The following is a 20,339-nucleotide window of genomic DNA, read 5'->3' on the forward strand; positions in this document are numbered from 1 at the left end:
CAAAATAACATCGAAATGAAATAAAATGCTACAGTAGAAAACACCAAAAAAAAAATTCCGTATTTCTACGGAATCAAATTCTTTCTAGTGAATAAATATTGTTGATGATGGCATAAATAACGATGCCGACCGTATTTTTGGCTCCAATTTTTTCTAAAACCCGCTGTCTGTGGCTTTCAACCGTTCTTGGACTGATGAATAGTTTTTCGGCGATTTCATTGTTGGTATGTTCCTGACAAATCAATTTTACGACATCTTTTTCGCGCTCAGAAAGTTCATCATCCATTTCGAACAATGATTTTTTCTTGCTGGAACTATTCATATAAGAAAACAACATCTGATGATCTTCGGAAGTGAAGAAAACACCATTTTTATAGACCATCGTTATGGCATCAATAAAGGTTTTTCTGTCGGAATTTTTAGGAAGGAAAGCGGAAACTCCCAGCTTGACCATATATCCCAAAATCGAGCTTTTGTAATGAGAAGAAAGGATAATTATTTTGAGATCGGGATGTTTTTCCTTTAAAATTTCTACCAATTCGAATCCGTTCATCGGCTGCATTTGCACGTCTACCAATGCAATATCGGGGAATTCTTCTTTCGATAAAGTTTCTAAACTTTCGATAAAAAGAGGCCCGTTGTTACACGTTAAGGATACTGAAATATTTTTTTCTGTTGACAACAGCATTTTCACCCCTTCGAGGATCAATTGTTCGTCATCAATTAGCGCTATTTTGATTTGCGGATTCATCGTTACATGGAATTTTAATAATTAAACGGCTTCCTTTATTTAAAACATTCTTCCATTTATGGAGAGCATTCATGGATTTTATTCTGGACTCAATATTTTTAATTCCCATTCCTTTTTTTACGGCATCGTACTCAAAACTTTGTCCGTTATCAGAAATTACTACACTCAGATTTTTCTTATTATCTTTAATATAAATCCAGATTCTCGTAGCTTCAGAATGCTTCAGAACATTGGTTGTAAACTCCTGAATGATTCTGTACACCTGCACTTCAATGAAAATGTTTTTCTTTTCAAATTTGGAGCTTACATTTAACGAGATATTAACTCGATTGGCCAAATTGTTTATTAATTCTTCAATATATAAAACAAGTCCCACCGATTCCAGATTTACAGGATATAATGAATGAGAAATGCTTCTGGCAGAATCTATCAAGGAAGACATCTGACCGGAAATATTTTTTTTAATTAACTCATCACCTTTTGTGTCAAGATTATTCAGCCATAAAGAAAGAATATTCAGACGATTTCCGATGTCATCATGAATCATTACCGCAATTCTTTTTCTCTCTTCTTCCTGCGCTTTTATGTTTTCTAAAACCAGTCTTTTCTGATGAAGAACTTCCGCCTCATGCTGCGCATTTTTTTCTTTAATAATTCTATCGATGAAAAATTTATACGCCAGTAAAACGAAAACCACAATGATCAGCAAAACGACAATCAAAGTGATAAAAAAGCTGATATTTAAGGTTATTTCTTTAATTTTAAAAAGGTATAAATGATTGATATATAAAGGAAACAGCACAGAATATTATTCATTCCCCAGATCATATAAACTTCGTCATTAGAAAATGATTTCAACTGACGAAGCATGAAAAATATAAACACCGAAACAGCATAATAAAGGAAGATAAAAGCATCCACCAATATAAATCTGTCGTTATTGGTTTCACTTTTTCTGATCTCCGTTAAGAGTGAATATCCCGCAAAACAGATCACTACAATATTTGAAACAACTTTCTTAAGCTCATTTATTTCCGGAATGTTTACAAAGAAAAAGCAGCCAATCAAAATAACAATCGGAATATACCAATACTTGGATAGGTTAGACTTCCTTATAAACAAACTTCCCAGCAGAAACAACTCGCCGGATACGTAAAGAGGATACAGGAAATCTATATTTTTTAATTTAAAAACATAGATCGAAATTTTAATCGCAGCTTCTATTAAAAAAAGAAAAATGATATAATAAACATACCATTTTTCCGTGTTTTTTAAACGCTTAAATTTTATAAGTCCTATAAGCGCACTAATAAAAAGAAAACTGTTATTAAAATAAAGTATTACTTTAAAAGCATCCTCCATTTAATTTATTTTTTACTTGATTTTTTTTAAATATTACAAATTGGCGGACACGGTTGTGACCAGTCATAGGTATTCGAAATTGTTTGAACACTACTTCCATTATTTTCTAAATTCTCCTGATATTGAGAAATAAAGATTAATGTTACAAGTGTTCTCTGGTAAATATCAGAAAACTTCAATCCAAATGAACATACAATTCCTGTCAAATTATCTTTCATCGGCGTAAGATCTTCTGCGGGAACTAAAAATTTCTTGAAAACTCTCATTCCTTTGAATTCGCTGCACTCCATGTAGAACCAAGTCATTCCTTCAGTTCTCCAAGATTCGATTGCAGCTAATGCTTTATCCTGATCCATGATCGGCACATTTGATACCGGAAGATACATATTAGAATTATGGTCTATATTGCAAAGTTCCTGAGACAACACCGCATTTTTTACTACAATAAATTCCTGTTTTTCCATAAGCGTTAAGTCGCTCTTCAATTCAGCCAGAACACTGTATGGATGATCTGTTACAGGGATTTTAAGTCCATCTTTGTCAAGAGGACAAAGAATCAATACCAATTGATCGCTGTACACTCCTATTTCTGTACAGAAATTTTTGTTTTTGTTTGTATTTTTAAGCCAATCAATCTGATCTGGAGTAAGTTCAAAAACAAAATTAGTTGGGATTAATTGTTGAATAACTTGATAATTTGCACAGCAGTTTGCCCAGTCTGCTAATGCCATTTCGTACTGTTCGTTGTTAAAAGTTGTCATAATTTGCATGGTATAATTAGTCGCATAAAATTATATAAATTAAACTACCTGTACAAATATCTCACTAATAATTGAAGATTTATTAACAATTCCCAAGCATAAAAAATAAATTTTAATATTTTGCTTTAATAATTTCTTACAGTAATGTGATAGCAGCTTTGTTGCTTTTCTTTGATATAATAAATTCGGCCTGCATTTACATAATATTTCAGCACCTTTTCCAAAGCGATTTCCATTTTGGGATTGTACTTTAAAACATCATTGAAACGGATGTAAGAGATATCGAAAGAATTTCCGTAATTATGAGAACTAATCCCTACAGAAGCGTTAGCATTAACTCTTCTTAACCTACATTGATCCTCCAGAGTTCTGGTCATGGATGAAACCGTAAAAGTATGCCCTTTTGTTTCTTTACTGAATCTTGCTCCCATTTTCTCAAGCGTCGCCTTGGCTTTAGAAACCATATAAGCTCTGCTGTAATCTAGTTTTTGAACACGATATCCTTTTCCTGTCTTTTTTATTTTATGAAATTTTCCGTTGCTTATATATTTTTGAACCGTTTTGGAATCTCGAAGCAATTTCACTCCAAAACTTTTTGATGCATCTAAATGAGGTTTGTAAAGAGGAGTTGCTTCCACTTTTAAAACTTCGGTCAAATCATAGCATGGAATTGTCTTTTTTGTGGCCTGAGAATGATAAAAGCTAGAAATAGAACACACAAAAACCACACACAAAAACTTTTTCATTAAAAAGGCTTTTAAATTTATAAACGAAAAATAAACATTTATGTTATACAATTCAATGATTATACCAAGAATGTAAAATTAATTTCATAATTAAATTCAAAACAAGATTATTAATATCGTAATCATGTTTCATATTTATTTGATATATTTTAAAGATTTTGCTTTTCAGTTTACAATTTTAATTTTAAATTTGATTTACATTAAAATAAACAACATGATAAAAAAACTATTTGCTGAATTTTTCGGCACCTTTTGGCTTGTTTTTGGAGGTTGCGGAAGTGCAATCTTCGCCTCACAAATCGCTCCGGCTTCTAATGGTCAAATGGGAATTCTTTTAGTAGGAGTTGCCTTGGCTTTCGGACTTACTGTTCTTACGATGGCATATGCTGTCGGACACATTTCAGGAGGACATTTTAATCCTGCTGTTTCGTTTGGTTTAGTGGCAGGAGGCAGATTTCCGGCTAAAGATCTACTTCCTTACATTGCCGCTCAATGTCTGGGTGCTTTATTGGCCGCAGGATGTCTTTACGTCATTTTAAGCGGTTCCGGAACCCCCGATTTTTCCGGGCCGGGAGCTTTTGCCACCAATTTCTATGGTGATGCCGTCTACTTCGGGAAAGGATACTCAATGGGAGCTGCATTTTTAGCAGAATTCTTACTGACAGCATTTTTCCTGATCATCATTATGGGAGCAACCGACAAAGCTGCTGACGGAAAATTTGCAGGAATTGCAATTGGCTTAGGTCTAACATTAATTCACCTGATCTCAATTCCGATCACGAACACTTCCGTAAATCCTGCAAGATCCCTTTCGCAGGCTGTTTTCGTAGGAGGCAATGCAATGTCTCAGCTATGGTTATTCTGGGCAGCACCGATTTTAGGAGGTGTAGTCGGTGGATTAATTTATAAGTTTTTACTGCAACCTGCGGACAAAGTTCCGTTGGGAGATTAAAAAAATACACGTAAAAAAAATCCTGTCGTAATGGCAGGATTTTTTTATTGTCTTTTCTGAAAAGAGATTGATTTTTATTTAAAATATTCAATGACTTTATAATTTCCGTCCTGATATTTATCCAACAATTCTTTTAAATAGTATTTATGCTGTACTCCTGTTAAAATCACGATTTTCTTTCCTTTATACTGATTAGCTTGCTTAATAATATTCAGCGCCATCGTATTGTTTCTCATATCCCAGAAATTACACCAAAGCTGGTATCCATCACGATATGAAATCTTTTCGCCGTTAGGTTTCGTTACAAACTTATGGGCAAAAATGTCTTCAGAATTAGAAATTTTAGGAATTTCGTGATGCTGAACAAACTGACGGTATCTGTTTACGGTTTCAAAACTTAATGAATTTAAAGTTTTAATATCTGTTTTAGAAAAATCTTTCAAAGCATTATTCGCTTCCATATATTTCTCAAAAATGATTGTATTCGTAGGATTTAATGCTTTTTTTTGATACAGACTATCCATTAATTTTATGGTCAGATTATCAGTAGGAACCATTCCATGATCTTTTCGGTATTGATTTCTTCCTTCAAATTCGAATGGCAGATTAACTATTTTCGGGTATTTATTTAAATATAAAATCGCTGCACTTACTTCATTGGAGCCCTTAGACATGCTTTCTTTTTTGAAATCTTTCATCTGCTCGGTATCAAGTTCCTGCAGGATAACATCAGGTTGTATCTTTTCCAAAATCTCAAAAAGACTCTGAGGATTTAAAATTGGAGATGATGGTTCATGAACCGTTCCCAAAATATAAATTTCTGTTTTCCCTGAATTTTGTGCATTGTAAAAACAAGATAATAGGATAAAAAGACCTAAAAATAGATTCTTCATTGTATATGATTAATTTGTAATAATTTATTATTTAATTTTCTGTAATTCTACCACGCCGTAATGCAACCAGATCCCAAAAACACCAGTTTTACTGAGATAAGTTTCATCTTTATTAAATTTCACCACTGTGTTTGGTTCTGTCTGGCAAATGAAAAAATGACCACCGTCTATGCAGTTCATTTTCCCGCTTTTATGTAAATCAGTCCAACCGAATTCTTCATATGCATCTTCATCATTTTCCGGATCAAATAAAAATCGTTTGACGATTTTCGTTTCTTTAATTTGGGAGGTAAGTATCCAACGAGCCAAATCAAATTCATCCTTAGCCGGAATCTCGTCTGGATCAGCATCTGCGGTTTTTACGATTACTAAAGTATCCACTTTCGTTACCTTGTCACCGTTTATCAGATGTACTTCATAACTTCCTGTCCATAAATCGTTTTGATTCTTTTGCTGTGCGTACGAAACGTTGCAACATAGAATTATTAAGATGAAAAATAACTGGTTCATTGGATTTGGATTTATATTTTTTATGACTGTCTATTAGTTCTTATATAACATTTTTTTCATCCATTGAACTGATGCTGTAATTTTTTTATCTTTATTTAGATCTTCAAAATTATCACCGCCCATGATTTCTACATCAGGTTTCACATTTTCGATATAAATCTTTCCTGTTCTGTCAACAACATATCCTACGGCTAAATTTAATCCTGAGTTTACATCAACTTTGAAACCTTCATTAGTTGTCGTATATCCTGCAGAATCTTCACCGAACATTTTAGTCTTCTTTCTACCAACTAAACTTACGGCAGTCATTTCTCCCGAACTGGCAGTATATCCGCTGATCAAAATAGCTACAGGTAATTGTTTTGCAACAGGTATTTTTAATTTTCTTCTGTTTAAAACTTGATTGTTATCAACATATACATTCCCATTTTTCAAGATCCATTCTCCCTCTGATTTTTTATCTGATGTTACAAATCCACCTATTTTTTCATTATCACCAATCAGATCACTAATTCCTGCAATCATGGGATACATATTACCTCCGGTATTTAGCCTTAGATCGATGATCCAGCCTTTTATTTTGTCTGAATTTATTTTATCGATTTCATCAACGATATTCGCAGCTATACTATCCATTTTTTTTGTGCTAAAATCATTGTTCCCGGGAATTCTTAGATAACCAATATTTTTATTAATTAATATGGCCTCTACTTTTCCATACTTTTTTACAGCATTTTTTACAACTTCATTATCTACTCTTTTTACATTTTTGATCCATCGGTAATTTTTGTTTTTATAACTTAGCCACCCGTGATGATCTTCTATTTTCTCAAATAAATAAGGATATACAGAAAGTGCAGCCGGAATATCATCAGCTCCTTTTGTCTTGTTATACACATCTGTCTGTAAAGAATTCCAATCTATTCTATCTTTATTCAATGCATGGGTACGAATTAATACAAGCGTTTTATCTATGTATTGCTTTACACTATCATTTTTAAAGTGAATCTGCTGTTGAGCATGAAATATACCCGTGATACTAAAAATAGTAAAAAAGAGAAGTAGTTTTGTTTTCATAAGAAATTATATACGGAAAGTATTAAGTTTTTTTGCAGATTATTATTTTACCTTTCTTACAATATTTTGCAATGTAAGAGCTATCTTTTCTATATCACCGCCGTCAGGATGAAAAATCCATAATGAATTCTGATCTCTATTGTCAACAAATAAAATCCTTGTGTTTTCGGAACCAATTGTGAGACAATTCCCCAATTCTTCATAGCTTAGGTCTTGATTTTGTTGAAAATTTTCATTAACAAATCCCATCAATATATCTGTAAATCCTTTTAATTGATTAATGGTAAGATAAGATTTACCTTCTATATTTATTTTTTCACAGAGCTGATTTAGATTAAAAAGAATAAAATCTTCTTCATTTGGAAAAATTGAAATTTGAGGTTCAAATTTATCGTTGATCAAATATTCAAAATACGAAAGTGGGATTTCAACTTTAGCTTTGTTGAGAATAGTGATTAACTGTTTTGTTGTCTTTTCATTCTTTTTGACGATATTATTTGGATTAGAATACCCAAATTCATCTGATTTCCATTGTACTGCATCAAACTTAAATTCTCTTGAACAGTTCGGACAATGAATGATCATAAAAGTCATTTTCTTTTCTATCGCAGATTGTATAAAATTATAATCAAATTTACTAAGGTCTTGCGGATCAAAAATTTTCCCACAATCCCACGAATAAGGACAGATAATTTCTTTCATATTCTTTTCCATTTATAAACCTATTCAATAAAAATTTAATCTAATTTATTTGATTACCTGTATTTTTTTTCCAATATTCAAAGACTGCATTTATAAACGGCGAATGTACAAAAACAAAGCATAAAAAAATCCTGTCAGCAGATCAGGATTTTTTATTTTAATTTCTTTATTTCAAAAGGATTTTTAAAGATGAGCTCTTCATGTTTTCCTTTGATTTCCATTTTTCGTTGAAGTAAATTGAGTGCCATTTTTCGGATAAAAAGGTTTTTATCATTTAAATTCCAATAAGAATCTTCATGAACCTTTTTAGGTTTTCGGATCAGGTAAAATTCTGTTTCCCAAGTGTCAACGTTGTGATAAAATTCAATAATTCCGCAATGTTCAGGAATTACAGCATGTTCAATCATTCCCATAGGAAGCAAAAAACTGAACGCATTACAAACATAATCTCCACAGGAAATTTTATCGTGTTTTAGAAACTTCTCGCCCGTTTTTGTATTTAAATATGATTTTTTGAAGTCATTTTTAAAATCACTTTTTGAAAACTTGATCTCAATTTCATGACTAAAACCATCCGCATCAATGATCAACATATCTGCTTCCCAATCAGAATGAAAATGATTAGTCAGCACAATTTCTTTCTCAAAATCACAATGAGAATGGATGTAAGCATGAACAAGTTCTTCTATCTTCAGCATGAATTTTTAAATAAATGATAAATAATAATTGATAAATGATCGATTTAACTTCTACAACACTAATACCCTACAAACACTATCGCTCTCCCACTCTAAAACCCACTAACTCACCAGCAGACTGCATCCTCGGATATCAGAATGATCAATTCTTCCAAGTACCTGAAATTTAGAATCCGGAAGTGTTTTTCCTAAATCCTGTGTTGCAATAAAAGCACAAGAGTGAATATTTGCCAGATCTATAATATTGATTGCTCCGGTTCTTCCTTCTTTTTCATAATTAAAAGGATCTTCAGCATTTCTTACCAAAATCTTCATCCAGTTTGGACACTGATACACATTTTCACCTAAAGAATACGCCTGAGAAAGAAGCTCCGTCATTGAATATTCTGAATAAATTTTATCAGTTTTAAAACCTTCTTGCAAAATTTTCAACAATTCATCCTTTGTCATTTCTTCTTTACGCCCTTTCATTCCGCCGGTTTCTATAATTGTAAGAGTGTTGGAATGTTGGAATGTTGAAGTGTTTGAGTTACAAAAATCCAGAAAATCTAAAAGCGCAAAAGAAACTCCGAAAAGAATGACTTTTTTATCTTTCAGAGTGTTTAAAAGCTCAAATAAATCTGAATGATTGTAAAGAAAATATCCGTTTTCAGGCTTGGCAGATTTCTTCATTAAATAATCTACCATATATATTAAGGAAGAATTTTGCTTCTCCAAATAGCTTGGAAGCAAACCCAAAAAGATAAAATCTTCCGGCTTTCCGATAAACTGTTCAAAACTTTTGTAAATACTTTCCTGATATATATTTTCGTCTGCAATGAAATGTTTAGACAAATTCATCTGAGTTGTTCCTGAACTTTGAAAAAATAGGCCAGTTGTCATATTTTTGTCTAAAATCTGATGATTTTTGAACATCTCAATTGGCAGAAACGGAATTTTTGTCAGTTCTTTTACTTCATCAGGATTTATCTTCAAATAATCAACAAACTTTCTGTAGATCTCAATATTTTCATATTGATAACGAAACGTTTTCAATGCTGCATTCAAAAAATCCTGCTCTGACTGTATGCTGAATATGTTTTCCAATCTTTTATAAAATTTTTCACTTTCTTTCTATTGTTTCCATTTGAAAAAATAGCAAGCAAAGCATATTTCTTTTAATATTTTTTTAATCTTAAATTTAATTTTTGGTCAGATTATTGCAAGCATCTACCCGGAATATGGATTAAAAACAGGATGAAGATTTATTTTCGTCCGTTAATTACCTCTTTTAGGGGTAATTTTTTTTTGTTCCATCCGCAAAAGATTTTAATTCGAAATCTATTTCAAAAACACCGTATGTAAAATACGAAATCCAGTCTCCAAGATTGATATATTTTGCTTTTTGCTCCAAATCCAACACCATCGGAAGATGACGGTGACCGTAAATGAAATAATCTATTTTCTGAGTTTTCAGTTTTTCCTTTGAATAAACAATCAAAAACTCTTTCTCTTCGCCCAAAAATTCTTTGTCTTCGTCGCCGGAGATCATTTTATTCTTTTGTGACATATACAAAGCAATTTTCATTGCAATATCTGGATGAAGCCATTTGAAAAACCATTGTGCAACAGGATTTGTAAAGACCTTTTTCATTCTTTTGTATCCTTTATCGCCAGGTCCCAAACCGTCTCCGTGAGCGAGTAAAAACTGCTTACCGCCCATTTCAAAATATTGCTTTTTATAGAAAACAGTACAGCCAATTTCTTCTTCCAGATAATCTTTCATCCAAAGATCATGATTACCCACAAAAAAATAAATGTGAATTCCGCGATCTTTTAATTCTGCAATTTTACCTAAAACACGCACATATCCTTTGGGAATTACATGTTTCCATTCATGCCAAAAATCAAAAAGGTCACCCATTAAAAACAAAACCTGAGCATCTTCTTTGATCTCATCCATCCAACGGATAAATTTTTCTTCACGAATTTTGCTCTCCTTAGGATTAGGAGCTCCAAAATGTTGATCTGAAGCAAAATATACTTTTTTACCAGGTTCTAAATTGATAATCGTTTTTAACACCGATTGAGTTTTTTATTGAATATATTATTGATTATCTTCTGCAAACCACTCTCCGTAAGAGTTTTCGGTTTCGTGAAGTTTAAGGTAAGCGAGAGAAATTCCTTCCGGAAGTTTTGACTTAATTTTTGCAGCAATTGCGTACAACATATTTTCGCATGTTGGCTGAAAATTGCAATAAATCACTTTATGTCCCTGACTTTCAAGACTCTCTCCCAATTGTCTGTGAGGAGATAATCCGTTGATCAACACTGCATGATCCCAAACATCAACAATTTCAGGTTTTACAATACTTTTAATATCACCAAAATCAACTACCATCCCATTTTTCGGGTTCTCCAAATCATTTACAGGTTTTCCTTTCACTGTTACAAACAGCTTATAGGAATGTCCATGCATATTTTTACATTTTCCATCGTAGTTATACAGCACGTGGGCTGTTTCGAATGTGAAAATCTTTGTAATACGTATCATGGTACAAAGATAAGGAATTTGAATTTTGATTTATGCTCTCATGTTTTGGAAATTAAAAACAATGATATAAAAAAAATAAATATATTAGTCTCAAAATACTCAAACATGAAAAAAATAATATTACTATTAACAATACTATTTAATTTATCACTAACCGCTCAACAAAGAGAACTCTTCACTTTTCCAGATCTCGAGAGTAAAATAGGCACACACTTTCCTATTGAAAATTATAAAAATCAAGATAATCAAAATTATAATTCAGAATATTTAAAAGGAAAAATAACACTCATCAATTTTTGGTCTACAACTTGTGAACCATGTCTTAAAGAACTTCCCTATCTGAATAAATTAAAAGAAAATTTAGGCTCAAAAGCCAATTTCATAGCCATCACTTTTGATAATAAGGAAAAAGTTAATAGATTTTTAACAAAGAATGAATTTAATTATCAACATATAACAAATTCATTAGAACAGCTAAAATCTTACTTCCCCATTCTACGAAATCCAATGACTTTTATTGTTGATAAGAATGGTAATATAAAAGAAATAACAGGAATTATCGATCAAAATAAATTTGATACAATTGTGACGATTTTAAATGAATAATTAAATCTTCTCCAGCCAATCATTCCCCAAACGCTTTATTTTCTGCGTTTTTACATCAATCAAAATCCATAAGGTCAGTGAATCTACCACAAGTTGATCATTACAATAAAATTCAACTTTTCTGGGTTGCTTTGCTCCCTCAGGAGCTTTAGGATATGTTTTTATTATAATTGTATCGCCTAAATAAACCTGCTTTTTGTATTGAATATGATGATCCAAAAGCATCCAGATATCTTCGGGATATTCTGTTTTGTGTTTTACAAAATCCCAATGTTCACCGGCAATTTCTTCAACCCAATGTACATACTGAACATTATTCACATGGTTATTCTGATCAATATGCTCTTCTGTGACTTTTATTTCTTTTTGATATATTAAACTCATTGTTTTTTTACGGCTTCATTACTACTCAAATATAAGGACTTTAATTTTTTTCAGTTTTATTTTGACAATACTTTTTTGTAAGGATTAATGCATTATTCCGTCTTAGTTATTAAGAAGACAGAATCACATTAATTAAAAAAGTTATGTCAGAAAAATCAAATATTATAAAATTCATCCAATCTTTAAAGGCTGAATATAATGAAAACGAACTGTATTTCACTAACAAACAACTGCAAAGAACCAAGGTATCGAAACCTTATAAAGGAATAAGTATTCTTCAAAATATCCCGTTTACACGTGAAGCACTAATTAAACTAGAATCTATTATTGAAGGCGGTGCGGAAGTTACCGTTACCTGTCCAAGTTTTATGGAACCTGATCCAATTTTGATTGAAGATTTCATACAATCTGGAGGAAATTTTATCGAACTGGAAAAATTAGAAAATGAAGTTTTTGATATTCATTTGGATTGCGCTGCTGAATTGTTGTTTAAAGTAGCTCCAAAAATCGGAACCGTAGAAATTACAGGAACCGGAAGCAATAAATACCGAGACACAGAAACGAATTATCCGGTTATATCAATTGATCTATGTGATATAAAAAATCTCGAAGGAACGCTGGGTACAGGTGAAGCTTTTGTCCGTGCATTCAAAGAAATAACGAAGCAAAATATTCATAACAAGCCATTTATGATTTTCGGTTACGGAAAAGTAGGAAGAGGAATGGCACATTATTTAAAGGCAGACAATGCCCAAGTAACCATAATCGACCGCGATGATTCATTATTAAAAAAGGCCAATAATGCAGGTTTTAAAACCATTCAGGCTAATAATAAAATTGAGGTCGAAAATGCCGCAGAAAACATGTTCTGTATTGCTACCGCGACAGGAAGAGAAAATATTATATCAGACAATTATAATACTAAAAAATTCAAAAACAAGTATTTAGCAAATATGGGTGGAGATGATGAATTCGGTTATCATTTTAAAGATGATGAAGTGCTCTGTGAAAAAAAACCGATTAACTTTTCTACTTCCGTACCAACACTTTTGCGCTATTTAGATCCTGTATTTTATGCTCATAATATGGGTATAGACTTACTTCTGTATTCTAATTTGAAAAACGGACTACACCCTTTCCCATCGTTCATCGCGGAAGAAACAGTGCAGGAATGGATCAAAATTTTTAACGAAAAAATACCCTCAGATTAATATGAAAAAGCTTAAAGAATTAGTTGAAGCCTGCCGGTTTAAAGTTATTCACGGAGGCAAGTGTCCCATTTTGGAAAAAGTGAAAAATGACTATAAAAGCAATTTCGGGATCGTGTCCAAGCATCCACATCAATATAGAGGAACGATGAACCACCAAAGAGGAATTGAAATTGCTGATGCATATACAAATTTAGAACATTCTCCTGACGATTTTTTAGTAAAAACCTGTTATGACAAGTTGGGTGAAGAAGTGATTGCTCAATTTAAATTTTTAAATCAAAAAGAAAAAATTATTTATGAACCATTCGAAGGAAAAGGAGAACCTTATAAAAACAGCTTTGAAATGTTGAAGGATTTTCATAATTCTCATTTGTTTTTTTTCAAAACAGAAGCTGGATTTGGTGAAGAAAATTCATCCCTACAAAATAAAATGCTTGAGAAAACAGGTTTTTTATGTGGTGATTACGAGTTGATGGTAAATGATGTTTTCAGAATTATTCACGATATTTTCGGTCACGCAATGAACGGATACGGCTTTGGAGCAATTGGTGAAGATCAGGCATGGTTTACTCACATGCAAATGTTTACGCCGTTGGCTGCAGCCGCATTAACAACAGAAACCAGAGGTCAAAATTGTTGGGTGAATTTTGGATCTCACATGAGAAATAATTTAGGAGAAATTAATCAAAAAGATGATCCCGGATTTTTATTTCCTCAGGATAGACCTTTTGCGGAGCAAAAAATGGGCTTGCTTTCTCCACACATCAGCGGTATAGAAGTTTGGGAGCTTAATCATCAGGCATACGCCAGATTTGTTGACAACTGGGCTCCTTTAAAAACTTTATCTGATAATTTTTAAGACTTTAAAATTAATAAGTAAAAATCCTCCCGTTTCAATTAACAGGAGGGTTTATTATAGTTAAATATGTTGAAAATTATTAATGAAACTGTGCCGTTTCTGTAGAATCTTTCATCGCAACCGTTGCCGAAGAACCGCTTGTTACCACATTCTGTACTTCATCAAAATACCCTGTTCCTACAAAAGACTGATGTTTTACCGCTCTGAAACCTTTTTTCTGCAAAGCAAATTCACGTTCCTGAAGCTCAGAATATCCAGCCATTCCTTTTTCTTTGTATGCTAAGGCCAATTCAAACATTGCAGTATTCAAAGCATGGAAACCTGCCAACGTAATAAATTGGAATTTGTAACCCATTTTCGCCAATTCTTCCCTAAAATTCAACATTTCATCCACAGAAAGCCTTGCAGCCCAATTGAAAGAAGGCGAACAATTATAAGCCAACATTTTCCCAGGGAATTTAGCATGAATTCCTTCTGCGAATTGTCTTGCCTGCTCCAAATCAGGGTTTGAAGTTTCCATCCAGATCAAATCTGCGTAAGGAGCATAAGACAAACCACGATCAATTCCCTGTTCTACTCCATTTTTCACAACATAAAACCCCTCGGAAGTTCTTTCTCCTGTCACGAATTTCTTATCTCTGTCGTCAATATCTGAAGTTAATAAATCCGCTGCATCAGCGTCTGTTCGGGCAATAATTAAACTTGGAACACCCAAAACATCGGCTGCTAAACGAGCTGCAATTAATTTATTAATCGCTTCCTGAGTCGGTACCAAAACTTTCCCTCCCAAATGACCACATTTTTTCGCAGAAGATAGCTGATCTTCAAAATGTACAGCAGCAGCTCCAGCTTCGATCATTTGTTTCATTAATTCATATGCATTCAGATTTCCGCCAAAACCCGCTTCTGCGTCGGCAATAATCGGAACTAAATATTCTTTATCTCCACCTCCATTTACGGATTGGATTTGATCTGCTCTCAGTAAAGCATTATTAATTTTCTTCACCACAGAAGGCACTGAATTCGCAGGATACAAAGATTGATCAGGATACATTTCTCCAGATAAATTGGCATCTGCAGCAACCTGCCAGCCAGAAAGATAAATCGCTTCAAGACCAGCATCAACTTCCTGAACGGCTTGATTTCCCGTTAAAGCTCCAAGTCCGGCAACGAAATCCTGATTGTTTAATTTATCCCAGAATTTCTTTGACATTTCTGTTGCAATTGTATAATCTAGCTTGTAAGAACCTCTTAATTTCAGCACTTTTTCAGCGGTGTAAGGTCTTTTTACTCCGTTCCAACGCGGATTTGTAAGCCAGTCTTTTTCTATTTCCTGAATTTGTTCTTGTCTTGTTTTCATAATAATATTTTTTTGTTGCTTGTTTCTTGTTGCTTGTTGTTGGTTGATAGTTTTAAACTCTCAAACACTAAAACCCTCTCACCCTCCTACTCTATAACTCTCCCACTCAAATAAAAGGATAAGCTTTCAGGGTTAAAAATTCTTCGAAGTTTTCAGAAAAGATCAATTCATTAAAAAGCTCTTTTGCGAGATTGAATTTTCCGTTTTTAAAGCGTTCTTCACCGACATATTTTTCGATAATTTCCATTTCTTCCAGTTCCCATTGAAGAATCATGGTTCGGGTTAATGTTCTGTCATCAATTAAAACTGCTTCATTTTTAAGCCATTGCCAGATTTGTGTTCTGGAAATCTCTGCTGTTGCTGCATCTTCCATTAAATTATAAATCGCAGCAGCACCGATTCCCATTAACCAACTTTCGATATAGAGAATTCCAACGTTTATATTTTTTCGGATTCCTTTTTCAGTTATTTCACCTTTTGGAATTTCCAATAAATCACTTTCTTTGATCTGATAATCAAACTTTTTCTCAATTTGATTTTCTGAAGGCATATATTGATCAAAAATCTTTTTTGCAACAGAAACCAAAGCCGGATGCGCTACCCAAGTTCCATCGTGACCGTTTTTTACTTCACGCTTTTTATCATTTCGTACTTTTTCGAAAGCTAAACTGTTGGCTTCATAATTATCTTTAATCGGAATTTGAGCTGCCATTCCACCGATAGCGTGAACATTTCTTTTGTGACAAATTTCAATCACCCTCTTCGAATAAGCGCTCATAAAAGGTGAAGTCATGGTCACCTGATCTCTGTCGGGAACAATAAATTCGGGTAGATTTCTAAACTTTTTAATGAAAGAAAAAATGTAGTCCCAACGTCCGCAATTCAAACCTGAGCTGTGTTCTTTTAATTCAAATAAAATTTCGTCAATTTGAAAAGAAGCGGTAATTGTTTCAATTAAAACCGTTGCTTTGATGGTTCCTTTTGGAATTTCCAGATAATTTTGAGCAAAAACAAAAACTTCATTCCACCAGCGGGCTTCTTTGTAATGTTCTAATTTTGGAAGGTAAAAGTAAGTTCCACTTCCATTTTCCAACAATTGTTTTATATTTCTGAAAAAGTAGATTCCAAAATCAATTAACGACGCCGAAGTTTCTTCTCCATTAATTTCAATATGCTTTTCATTTAAATGCAGACCTCTTGGACGAACTAAAAGAACCGCAGTTTTTTCATTAAGCTGATACGATTTTCCCTGCTCATTGGTAAAATCGATTTCTCTATTAATTGCATCAGAAAGATTGATTTGCCCTTGCATACAATTACTCCAAGTCGGAGAATTACTGTCTTCAAAATCAGCCATAAAAGTTGACGCATCCGAATTCAAAGCATTGATGATCATTTTTCGGTCAGCAGGTCCTGTAATTTCAACTCTGCGATCTAATAAATCATTTGGAAGTTGAGCACAAACCCAATTTCCATTCCGGATTTCTTCGGTTTCCTTTAAAAATGTCGGAAGATTTCCTTTATCAAATTCCTGCTGCGTTTTTTTCCTTTCTTCTAAAAGCTGTAATCGTTTAGGATTAAAATTTTGATGAAGTTCTACCAAGAAATCTACTAATTCCGAAGTAAAAAGTTCGTCAAACTGATTTTGTGATTTTATTTTTAATTGAGTCTTAGTTTCCATAACGTATTGATTTTGTGATTCGACATTACAAACATAAATAAAAATATTTAGTATTTAGCGAACGTTCGCTAAATATTTTAAAAAATTATTATGCGAATAATCGCTTCTATTATTTATATTTGAATAATGAATTCTGACAGCGACTTTATCAAAACGGTTTTCGGACTAAAACTGAAACAGCAAAGACAAAAGAAAAATTGGTCTTTGCAGGATCTTGCCGTAAAAACAGGTTTATCAAAATCTTACCTAAACGAAATTGAAAACGGTAAAAAATACCCGAAACATGATAAGATCATTCAACTTTCAGAATCATTAGGATGTACTTTTGATGATCTGGTTTCAACAAAACTGGATAAAAGTTTAGCGCCTTTTAATGAAATTCTACAGTCAGATTTTTTTAAAGAAGTTCCGCTAGAGCTTTTTGGAATTAATAAGAATAATTTAATCAGTATTATCAGTGATGCACCAAAAAAAGTGACCGCTTTTATTAATGCATTGATTGAAATCTCTCAGAATTATAATTTAGGAAAAGAACGTTTTTACTTTGCAGTTTTAAGATCTTTTCAAGAGTTATATGATAATTATTTCCCTGAAATAGAGGAAAAAGTCGTGTGTTTTGCCGAAGAAAACCAATTGGAAATCAGTAAAAATATAAGAGCTGAAGTGTTGGAAAATATTTTGATTGAAAAATTTAATTACACCATTCAATCTGATAATTTTGAAACCTTTGGAGCTTTAGATAATCTTCGTTCGCTCTTTATTCCTGAGAAAAAATTACTGTTATTGAATGTCAAACTTGAAAAAGATCAGAAGACTTTTATTTTAGCGAAAGAAATTGGTTTCAATGTTTTAGAATTAAAAAATCGACCAAATACTTATTCATGGCTGGATTTTGGAAGTTTTGAAGAAATTTTAAATAATTTCTACGCCTCTTATTTTGCAGGAGCTTTATTGATTTCAAAAGAACAAATCATTGAAAATACTTCTAATTTTTTCCTGCAAAACAATTGGGAACCAACCAATTTTGAAAATCTTATTGAAAATTTCACCAATTCGCCCGAAACTTTTTATTACCGATTAACGAATGTTCTTTCTTCGGAATTGGGAATTAAAGATTTGTTTTATTTGTGTTTAGTTAAAAAGAAAAATTCAGATAAAATACAGATTTTAAAGGAATTACACCTGAATCATCAACAGGCTCCACACGCAAACGCTACGAATGAACATTATTGCAGAAGATGGATTGCTGTGAAAAACTTAGCACATTTAAAGGAAAATGAGACATTGACTGATGCCCAAATTTCACATTATAAAGATCAGGGTGTGAGCTATCTCGTGATTTCTACATCACAAAAAAACCCGTTTTCTGACGGGAGTAACAGAAGTTATTGCCTTGGAATTTTATTGAATTCTCAGACAATCAAGAAGATTAATTTCATCAAATCTCCAAGTTTAAAAACCATCAATGTTGGGGTAACTTGTGAATCTTGCAGTATCGCAGGTTGTGAAGTAAGACAAGCTCAACCTGTTAGATTAGAGAAAGAATATTTCAATCTTGAGATGAAAAATTCTATTGAAAAAATAAGAAAAGAGTTCTTGCAATAAATTAATAAGAATTCTGTCGGTTTATTTTCAACTATAATTCTTGATCTTTAGCTTTCAAATTTTAGTTAAAAATTATATGCAACATAATTAAATTTGCATAATCGATTAATCTACAATTAATTATTAAAAAATATTGATATTTTACTTAATAAAAAGCGTTTTAGTTTCTTTTTTATTGAATCGGTAAAAATTAAGCGTAATATATCACAAATTAGTAAATTAAATTAAATTTTTCATTAAAATTCACTTTCAAATGAATTGATTTTCATTAATTTGTAAAAAAAATATTGATTGAAAGATATATTTCTTGATCTGTTATTTCCAAACCGTTGTTTAGATTGTAATAAAATTATTGAGAATAATTTGATCGTTTGTAATATCTGTTTTGAAAAAATTCAGTTTACGCATTTTGATTATTTTGAGGAAAATACACTTAAAGAAATATGTAAAACACTTTTTCCTGTAGAAAATGCTTATGCTTTGATGCAGTTTGAGAAAGAAAGTTTAAGCCGGAAAATTATACATGAATTAAAGTATAAAAACAGAGAGATAACAGGTAAAATATTAGCCGATTGGATAACGGAACGTGTAGACTTCAAAAACGAAAAACCAGATCTGATCGTCAGCATTCCACTTCATAAAAAGAAACTTAAAGAACGCGGATACAATCAGTTGCATTTGTTTGCTGAGACATTATCTGAATTCTATAATATTGCTTTTGATCATGAAGTGATTTTGAGAAATTCTTATTCAAAAGCACAGGCTTTAAAAGATAAAACAAACCGTCTGAGTACAGAAAATATATTTTCGCTCAATAAAAATATCTCAGAAAAACATATTCTTTTGGTTGATGATGTTTTTACGACCGGAAATACAATTGCCACAGTAGCATGGGAAATTCTGAAAGCAGGAAATAACAAAGTTAGTGTCCTGGTAATGGCAATAGATAAGTAATAATTTAAATTAAAAATCAGATAATGAAAAAACTTTACACACTTTCAATTTTTTTAGGGATAATTATTAATGCCCAAGTAGGGATAAAAATAGATAATCCAACACGAACTTTAGATGTAAACGGAACTACCAGAATGCGAGTTATTTCCGATAAATCAGCAGATACAAATTACACTCAGGTTTTAACGACAGATGCAAACGGAAATGTAGATTATGTTCCTAAAAGCAGTCTAAACCAACAATATGTGCAATTATTTAATCTTAAAACTCTGCCTTCTGTTTTAAACAATAGCAACACAACAGCGTCTACAATTTCTACACAATCAATCACACTAGCAAAAACAGCATTGGTAATGATCAATTTCTCTGTGCCTATTGATCTTACAACAGCTCCTTCAGACGGCAGAGCACGAATACTAAGAACACATTTACTTGTAGATGGCAGCACTGCTGTAAGGGCAAGTAATATCTATTCTAATGCTACATCTACAGGAACAAACCTTTCAGGATATTTTTACAATACAGGCTCTTATTCTATTGAACTGGCAGCGGGAACCCATTCTATATCGATTGAAGGTTATTGCTTTGACAATGCCTCATGCACACAGGGAGGAAGTATGCCCGGAACAAGTTTTCAGGCAGTTGCTTTATACAATAGCTTTTAAACACAAGTATCTTTATAAATATCTTTCAA

The 20,339-nt window shown here is 32.5% G+C and carries 23 protein-coding genes; 7 read left to right on the forward strand and 16 right to left on the reverse strand.

The window, feature by feature from the left end:
* Positions 1–73 precede the first annotated feature (73 nt).
* The 5 genes from AC1Q7L_RS21485 to AC1Q7L_RS21505 all read right to left on the reverse strand — a co-directional run bounded on the left by AC1Q7L_RS21485 (position 74) and on the right by AC1Q7L_RS21505 (position 3,620).
* Positions 74–751: a response regulator transcription factor gene (locus AC1Q7L_RS21485; protein WP_410692174.1), complete on the reverse strand. Its 678-nt coding sequence runs from the start codon at positions 749–751 to the stop codon at positions 74–76.
* On the reverse strand, positions 720–1,553 hold the full coding sequence (locus AC1Q7L_RS21490; RefSeq protein ID WP_492307853.1) for a sensor histidine kinase: 834 nt from the start codon (positions 1,551–1,553) through the stop codon (positions 720–722). Before AC1Q7L_RS21490 ends, AC1Q7L_RS21485 begins: the two co-directional genes overlap by 32 nt.
* Positions 1,499–2,113 (reverse strand): hypothetical protein, encoded by a 615-nt coding sequence (locus AC1Q7L_RS21495; protein ID WP_492307852.1) that lies wholly within the window; start codon positions 2,111–2,113, stop codon positions 1,499–1,501. Before AC1Q7L_RS21495 ends, AC1Q7L_RS21490 begins: the two co-directional genes overlap by 55 nt.
* Before the next feature lie 26 nt (positions 2,114–2,139).
* Positions 2,140–2,874, reverse strand: coding sequence for a hypothetical protein (locus AC1Q7L_RS21500; RefSeq protein ID WP_410692171.1), 735 nt, complete (start codon positions 2,872–2,874; stop codon positions 2,140–2,142).
* 125 nt (positions 2,875–2,999) lie between these two features.
* On the reverse strand, positions 3,000–3,620 hold the full coding sequence (locus tag AC1Q7L_RS21505; protein WP_492307851.1) for a DUF5715 family protein: 621 nt from the start codon (positions 3,618–3,620) through the stop codon (positions 3,000–3,002).
* A 217-nt stretch (positions 3,621–3,837) separates the two neighbouring features.
* Between AC1Q7L_RS21505 and aqpZ the strand changes: the two genes are divergently transcribed.
* Positions 3,838–4,572: an aquaporin Z gene (aqpZ, locus tag AC1Q7L_RS21510; protein WP_492307971.1), complete on the forward strand. Its 735-nt coding sequence runs from the start codon at positions 3,838–3,840 to the stop codon at positions 4,570–4,572.
* Between the two features lie 74 nt (positions 4,573–4,646).
* Here aqpZ and AC1Q7L_RS21515 read toward each other — a convergent pair whose 3' ends face one another.
* The 8 genes from AC1Q7L_RS21515 to AC1Q7L_RS21550 all read right to left on the reverse strand — a co-directional run bounded on the left by AC1Q7L_RS21515 (position 4,647) and on the right by AC1Q7L_RS21550 (position 10,985).
* On the reverse strand, positions 4,647–5,465 hold the full coding sequence (locus AC1Q7L_RS21515) for a hypothetical protein (protein WP_492307850.1): 819 nt from the start codon (positions 5,463–5,465) through the stop codon (positions 4,647–4,649).
* Between the two features lie 27 nt (positions 5,466–5,492).
* Complete coding sequence (locus AC1Q7L_RS21520; RefSeq protein WP_492307849.1) at positions 5,493–5,975, reverse strand: phosphate ABC transporter permease; 483 nt, start codon at positions 5,973–5,975, stop codon at positions 5,493–5,495.
* Between the two features lie 33 nt (positions 5,976–6,008).
* A complete protein-coding gene (locus AC1Q7L_RS21525; protein WP_492307848.1) occupies positions 6,009–7,052 on the reverse strand; it encodes a S41 family peptidase in 1,044 nt (347 codons plus the stop codon).
* A gap of 42 nt (positions 7,053–7,094) precedes the next feature.
* Positions 7,095–7,766: a hypothetical protein gene (locus AC1Q7L_RS21530; protein WP_492307847.1), complete on the reverse strand. Its 672-nt coding sequence runs from the start codon at positions 7,764–7,766 to the stop codon at positions 7,095–7,097.
* A gap of 140 nt (positions 7,767–7,906) precedes the next feature.
* A complete protein-coding gene (locus AC1Q7L_RS21535; protein WP_410692164.1) occupies positions 7,907–8,452 on the reverse strand; it encodes a hypothetical protein in 546 nt (181 codons plus the stop codon).
* Positions 8,453–8,554: 102 nt separating this feature from the next.
* Positions 8,555–9,538 (reverse strand): LuxE/PaaK family acyltransferase, encoded by a 984-nt coding sequence (locus AC1Q7L_RS21540; RefSeq protein ID WP_492307846.1) that lies wholly within the window; start codon positions 9,536–9,538, stop codon positions 8,555–8,557.
* A 184-nt stretch (positions 9,539–9,722) separates the two neighbouring features.
* Positions 9,723–10,514: a UDP-2,3-diacylglucosamine diphosphatase gene (locus AC1Q7L_RS21545; protein WP_492307845.1), complete on the reverse strand. Its 792-nt coding sequence runs from the start codon at positions 10,512–10,514 to the stop codon at positions 9,723–9,725.
* A 24-nt stretch (positions 10,515–10,538) separates the two neighbouring features.
* Positions 10,539–10,985 carry a 6-pyruvoyl trahydropterin synthase family protein gene (locus AC1Q7L_RS21550; protein ID WP_410692159.1) on the reverse strand — a complete coding sequence of 149 codons (447 nt, stop codon included), beginning with the start codon at positions 10,983–10,985 and terminating at the stop codon, positions 10,539–10,541.
* A gap of 105 nt (positions 10,986–11,090) precedes the next feature.
* Between AC1Q7L_RS21550 and AC1Q7L_RS21555 the strand changes: the two genes are divergently transcribed.
* Positions 11,091–11,591: a TlpA family protein disulfide reductase gene (locus AC1Q7L_RS21555; protein WP_492307844.1), complete on the forward strand. Its 501-nt coding sequence runs from the start codon at positions 11,091–11,093 to the stop codon at positions 11,589–11,591.
* Here AC1Q7L_RS21555 and AC1Q7L_RS21560 read toward each other — a convergent pair whose 3' ends face one another.
* Positions 11,592–11,975, reverse strand: a complete 384-nt coding sequence (locus AC1Q7L_RS21560) for an acyl-CoA thioesterase (protein WP_492307843.1) — start codon at positions 11,973–11,975, stop codon at positions 11,592–11,594.
* 143 nt (positions 11,976–12,118) lie between these two features.
* Here AC1Q7L_RS21560 and AC1Q7L_RS21565 point away from each other — a divergent pair, with 143 nt between their 5' ends.
* Both AC1Q7L_RS21565 and AC1Q7L_RS21570 read left to right on the forward strand, forming a co-directional pair.
* Entirely contained in the window at positions 12,119–13,186 is a 1,068-nt protein-coding gene (locus AC1Q7L_RS21565) for an NAD-binding protein (protein WP_492307842.1), read from the forward strand.
* Position 13,187: 1 nt separating this feature from the next.
* Complete coding sequence (locus AC1Q7L_RS21570) at positions 13,188–14,045, forward strand: hypothetical protein (RefSeq protein WP_492307841.1); 858 nt, start codon at positions 13,188–13,190, stop codon at positions 14,043–14,045.
* 79 nt (positions 14,046–14,124) lie between these two features.
* Here the strand turns inward: AC1Q7L_RS21570 and aceA are convergent, their stop codons facing one another.
* Both aceA and aceB read right to left on the reverse strand, forming a co-directional pair.
* On the reverse strand, positions 14,125–15,405 hold the full coding sequence (gene aceA, locus AC1Q7L_RS21575; RefSeq protein WP_492307840.1) for an isocitrate lyase: 1,281 nt from the start codon (positions 15,403–15,405) through the stop codon (positions 14,125–14,127).
* Between the two features lie 106 nt (positions 15,406–15,511).
* Positions 15,512–17,086: a malate synthase A gene (aceB, locus tag AC1Q7L_RS21580; protein ID WP_492307839.1), complete on the reverse strand. Its 1,575-nt coding sequence runs from the start codon at positions 17,084–17,086 to the stop codon at positions 15,512–15,514.
* 126 nt (positions 17,087–17,212) lie between these two features.
* Between aceB and AC1Q7L_RS21585 the strand changes: the two genes are divergently transcribed.
* From AC1Q7L_RS21585 to AC1Q7L_RS21595, 3 genes are all read left to right on the forward strand, one after another.
* Complete coding sequence (locus AC1Q7L_RS21585) at positions 17,213–18,691, forward strand: helix-turn-helix domain-containing protein (protein WP_492307838.1); 1,479 nt, start codon at positions 17,213–17,215, stop codon at positions 18,689–18,691.
* Positions 18,692–18,982: 291 nt separating this feature from the next.
* A complete protein-coding gene (locus tag AC1Q7L_RS21590) occupies positions 18,983–19,645 on the forward strand; it encodes a ComF family protein (RefSeq protein WP_410692150.1) in 663 nt (220 codons plus the stop codon).
* A gap of 23 nt (positions 19,646–19,668) precedes the next feature.
* Positions 19,669–20,310 (forward strand): hypothetical protein, encoded by a 642-nt coding sequence (locus AC1Q7L_RS21595; protein WP_492307837.1) that lies wholly within the window; start codon positions 19,669–19,671, stop codon positions 20,308–20,310.
* The last annotated feature ends 29 nt before the right edge of the window (positions 20,311–20,339 follow it).

This window comes from Chryseobacterium sp. GW823-FHT05E08 (assembly GCF_058795655.1).